Annotated in this window: 4 protein-coding genes; 2 read left to right on the top strand and 2 right to left on the bottom strand. The window is 74.8% G+C overall.

What is annotated here, in order from left to right; genetic code table 11:
• Positions 1-191 precede the first annotated feature (191 nt).
• Positions 192-1,385 carry a PLP-dependent transferase gene (locus G3I53_RS25795; protein WP_239064103.1) on the bottom strand — a complete coding sequence of 398 codons (1,194 nt, stop codon included), beginning with the start codon at positions 1,383-1,385 and terminating at the stop codon, positions 192-194.
• Positions 1,386-1,456: 71 nt separating this feature from the next.
• On the opposite strand from G3I53_RS25795, the gene G3I53_RS25790 reads away from it, so the two are divergent.
• Both G3I53_RS25790 and G3I53_RS25785 read left to right on the top strand, forming a co-directional pair.
• The gene (locus G3I53_RS25790; RefSeq protein WP_164337401.1) at positions 1,457-1,948 is read left to right on the top strand and encodes an Lrp/AsnC family transcriptional regulator; all 492 of its coding nucleotides are present in this window, start codon (positions 1,457-1,459) and stop codon (positions 1,946-1,948) included.
• A 32-nt stretch (positions 1,949-1,980) separates the two neighbouring features.
• Positions 1,981-3,672, top strand: coding sequence for a DUF885 domain-containing protein (locus tag G3I53_RS25785; RefSeq protein WP_164337402.1), 1,692 nt, complete (start codon positions 1,981-1,983; stop codon positions 3,670-3,672).
• Positions 3,673-3,772: 100 nt separating this feature from the next.
• Here the strand turns inward: G3I53_RS25785 and G3I53_RS25780 are convergent.
• Positions 3,773-4,453: SDR family oxidoreductase (locus G3I53_RS25780; protein WP_203617425.1), on the bottom strand; the 681-nt coding region annotated here is incomplete at its 5' end.

Here is a 4,453-nt window from a genome sequence, read left to right as displayed (position 1 = left end):
CGGCCCGGCGGGGTCAGGTCCGCCGTTCGCCGTCCCCGGGACAAAGGGACCGTGGCCCGCGGCGCAGCCGACGGCCGGACAGGGTGACCCTGGCCGGCGGCGCAGCCGCCGGTTCCTCCGTGCGGCCCCCGGCCCTGCACCCGGCGCCCGGTGCGCGGCGCGGGGCACAGGGCCCCGCCCCGCCGTACCCCTCAGCCCTGTGCCATGGCCTCCGTGCGGGAGGGCGCCACCCCGGCCCGCTCCCCCAGGGCGGTGTCGAGGTCGGCCCAGAGGTCCTCGACGTCCTCCAGCCCCACCGAGAGCCGCAGCAGCCGGTCGACGACCCCGGCCTCGCGGCGGTCATCGGCGCCGACGATGCGGTGGCTGATCGAGGCCGGGTGCTGGATGAGCGTGTCGACGCTGCCCAGGCTGACGGCCGGGGTGATGAGCCGGACCCCGGCGATCACCTCGTGCGGGTCGCCGTGCACCTCGAAGGAGACCATCGCGCCGCCGATGCTCGGATAGTGCACCCGGGCCACGCGCGGGTCGGCGGTCAGCCGGCGGACGAGTTCCGCGGCGTTCGCGGACGCGGCCCGTACCCGTACCGGGAGTGTGGACAGCCCGCGCAGCAGCAGGTAGCCCGCCAGCGGGTGCAGCACGCCGCCGGTCGCGAAGCGGACCTGGCGCAGCCGGCCGGCCGTCTCCTCGTCGCAGGCCACCACGCCCGCGAGGACGTCCCCGTGGCCGCCCAGGTACTTGGTGGCGCTGTGCAGCACCATGCGGGCCCCGTGCTCGGCGGGGCGCTGGAGAACCGGTGTGGCGAAGGTGTTGTCGACGAGGAGCGGCACCGAGCCGCAGGCGTGGGCGACGGCTCGCAGGTCGACCTCGGCGAGCGTCGGGTTGGCGGGCGACTCGACCAGCACGAGGCCGGTGTCGGGGCGCAGCGCGTCGGCGACGCCCGCCGGGTCGGTCCAGGTCACCTCGGAGCCGAGCAGTCCGGCGGTGAGGAGGTGGTCGCTGCATCCGTAGAGCGGGCGGACGGCGACGACGTGGCGCAGGCCCATGGAGCCGCGCACCAGCAGGACGGCGCTGAGCGCGGCCATGCCGCTGGCGAAGGCGACGGCGGCCTCGGTGCCCTCCAGGCGGGCCAGGGCCGTCTCGAAGCGGGCGACGGTCGGGTTGCCGAGGCGCCCGTAGACGGGCGGACCGTCCGGTTCCGCGCCGGTGGTGGCGAAGGCGTCGATGCGGGCGGCCTCGGCCCGGCTGTCGTACGAGGGGTAGGTGGTGGACAGGTCGATCGGCGGGGCGTGCAGTCCCTGCCGGGCGAGGTCGTCCCGGCCGGCGTGCACGGCTTCGGTGGCGAGTGCTCTCGTGGTGCGGCGCGCATCCGCGCCTCGCGTGTCCATGCCCAGGTCCATGGCGGAAGGGTGAACACCGACCGGGGACGTGGGGCGATCGCCCGTGCTACGTTCGGCCAGTGGCTGAATCTGTCGTACTGGATCCGGTCGATCTTCATCTGCTGCGGCTGTTGCAGAACGACGCCCGGACGACGTACCGGGACCTCGCCGCGCAGGTGGGGGTCGCGCCGTCGACGTGTCTGGACCGGGTGACCCGGCTGCGCCGCTCCGGCGTGATCCTGGGACACCGGCTGAAGCTGGACCCCGCCAAGCTGGGCCGGGGCCTCCAGGCGCTGCTGTCCGTCCAGGTCAGGCCGCACCGGCGGGAGCTGGTCGGGCCGTTCGTGGAGCGGATCCGGGAACTGCCGGAGTCGCTGACCGTGTTCCACCTGACGGGGCCGGACGACTATCTGGTCCATGTCGCGGTGGCCGACATGACGGACCTGCAGCGCCTCGTGCTGGACGAGTTCACCTCGCGGCGGGAGGTCGCGCGGGTGGAGACCCGGCTGATCTTCCAGCAGTGGGACTGCGGCCCGCTCCTGCCGTCTTCGCCCTCGGCTCAATCCGGGTGACGTGCGGCGGGCCGCGTACCAGGATGGTCCGCATGTCACAGAGCACCCACAGCCCGCTGCCCCGCGAGGTCGCCGACGCCTACGTCGACGACCTCGTCGCCCTCGACCCGATCTCCGGTACCTACCTGGGTGTCAGGGAGAGTTCCTCCCGGCTGCCCGACCTCTCGCCCGCCGGGCAGGAGGCCGTCGCCGAGCTGCAACGCCGCACGCTGGCCCGGCTCGACGAGGCCGAGCGGCTGCCCGGTGCGGACCGCGACATCGAGCGGCGGTGCGCCCGGCTGCTGCGCGAGCGGCTCACCGCGGAACTCGCCGTGCACGAGGCCGACGAAGGGCTGCGTTCGGTGGGCAACCTGGGCACGGTCGCGCAGTCGGTGCGCGAGGTCTTCACCGTGACACCGTCGGACACGGAGGACGACTGGGCGGCGATCGCCGAGCGGCTGCGGGCCGTGCCGGCCGCGCTGGGCGGCTACCGGGAGTCCCTGGCCCTCGGTCTGGAGCGCAAGCTGTACGCGGCGCCGCGCCCCACCGCCACGTTCGTCGGGCAGCTCACGGAATGGTCGGACACGGGTGAGGGCCGCGGCTGGTTCGAGGACTTCGCCGCCGCCGGGCCGGACGCCCTGCGCGCCGAGCTGGACGAGGCGGCGCGCGCGGCGACCGCCGCCGTGGTGGAGCTGCGGGACTGGATGCGCGACGTGTACGCGCCGGCCGTGGAGGGCGCGCCGAACACCGTGGGCCGGGAGCGCTACGCCCGCTGGGCCCGGTACTTCAACGGCACGGATCTCGACCTGGACGAGGCGTACGCGTACGGCTGGGCCGAGTACCACCGGCTGCTCGGCGAGATGCGCGAGGAGGCCGAGAAGATCCTGCCCGGTGCCGCGACGCCGTGGGTGGCGCTGGCGCACCTCGACGAGCACGGCCGGCACATCGAGGGCGTCGACGAGGTCCGGGAGTGGCTCCAGGGCGTGATGGACCGGGCGATCGAGTCCCTGGACGGCACCCACTTCGAACTCGCCGAGCGGGTACGGAAGGTGGAGTCGCGCATCGCCCCGCCGGGCAGTGCGGCGGCGCCCTACTACACGCCCCCGTCGGAGGACTTCTCCCGGCCGGGCCGGACCTGGCTGCCCACGATGGGCCTGGACCGGTTCCCGGTCTACGACCTGGTGTCGACCTGGTACCACGAGGGTGTGCCCGGCCATCACCTCCAGCTGGCGCAGTGGGTGCACGTCGCCGACGACCTGTCCCGGTACCAGGCGTCGATGGGCATGGTCAGCGCGAACGCCGAGGGCTGGGCGCTGTACGCGGAGCGGCTGATGGACGAGCTCGGTTTCCTCACCGACGCGGAGGAGCGGCTCGGCTACCTGGACGCGCAGATGATGCGGGCGGTCCGGGTGATCGTGGACATCGGCATGCACCTGGAGCTGGAGATCCCCGCGGACTCGCCGTTCCACCCGGGTGAGCGGTGGACGCCGGAGCTGGCGCAGGAGTTCTTCGGCGCGCACAGCAGCCGTCCGGCGGACTTCGTGGAGAGCGAGCTGACCCGCTATCTGACGATTCCGGGCCAGGCGATCGGCTACAAGCTGGGCGAGCGGGCCTGGCTGCAGGGCCGGGAGAACGCCCGGGCCCGGCACGGCGACGCCTTCGACCTCAAGGCGTGGCACATGGCGGCGCTGTCGCAGGGGTCGCTGGGCCTGGACGACCTGGTGGACGAGCTGTCCGCGCTGTAGCCGGCCCACCGTGGGTCCGGGCCCGCGCGCACCGTCGCGGGCCCGGACCGCGCCCGCGCGCGGCGTGGCCGCAGGGGGGCGCGGGAGGCGCGGCGGGGCGTCAGCGCCGGAACCCGCCCTCCGAGTCGATCACCTGCCCGGTGACCCACTCCGCCTCGTCCGTCGCCAGCCAGGCGAGGAGGCGGGCCGGGTCGTCGGGCATGCCCCACCTGCCCGACGGGAAGCGGGCGGCGACCGCGTCGTAGTCCTCGCCGGTCAGGTAATCGGTGTCGACGGGGCCGGGGTTGACGGTGTTGACCGTGACCGCGTGGGCGGCGAGCGTGGTGGCCAGGGAGCGGGTGATGGACGCCAGGGCGCCCTTCTGCAGGGCGTAGGCGATCTCGCCCGGCATGCCGCCGGCGATGTCCTGGCCGGAGGTCATCATCAGCACCCGCCCGCCGGGGGTGCCGGGTTCCAGCGCGGCGCGGTGCCGGGCGTGTGCCTGGGCGAGGAGCAGCACCGAACGGGTGTCGACGGCCCAGTGCGCGTCCAGCATCGCGGCGTCGACGGTGTCGAGGTCGCCGTCCGAACCGCTGAGGGCGTGGTTGGCGACCAGGATGTCGAGCCGTCCGCCGAGCGCCTCGGCGGCGCGAGAGTGCAGGGCGGCGGGCTCCCGCGGGTCGCTGAGGTCGCCGGGACCGTGGGCCACGCGTGCGCCGGGGTCGCCGCAGGCGGCGCGGACGGCGGCAGCCACCTCCTCGGGCCGGTCGGCGCCCCACGGCTGGGCGGCGTCGTGCGGCAC

The organism is Streptomyces sp. SID14436, from assembly GCF_010548465.1.
Classification (GTDB): domain Bacteria; phylum Actinomycetota; class Actinomycetes; order Streptomycetales; family Streptomycetaceae; genus Streptomyces.
This window is presented reverse-complemented; position numbering and strand designations above follow the sequence as displayed.

What these genes read in the sequence shown, in the direction of transcription:
- G3I53_RS25785 (WP_164337402.1), top strand. Translation starts at nt 1,981, where the DNA reads ATGTCACAGAGCACCCACAGCCCGCTGCCCCGCGAGGTCGCCGACGCC.
- G3I53_RS25795 (WP_239064103.1), bottom strand. Translation starts at nt 1,385, where the DNA reads ATGGACACGCGAGGCGCGGATGCGCGCCGCACCACGAGAGCACTCGCC.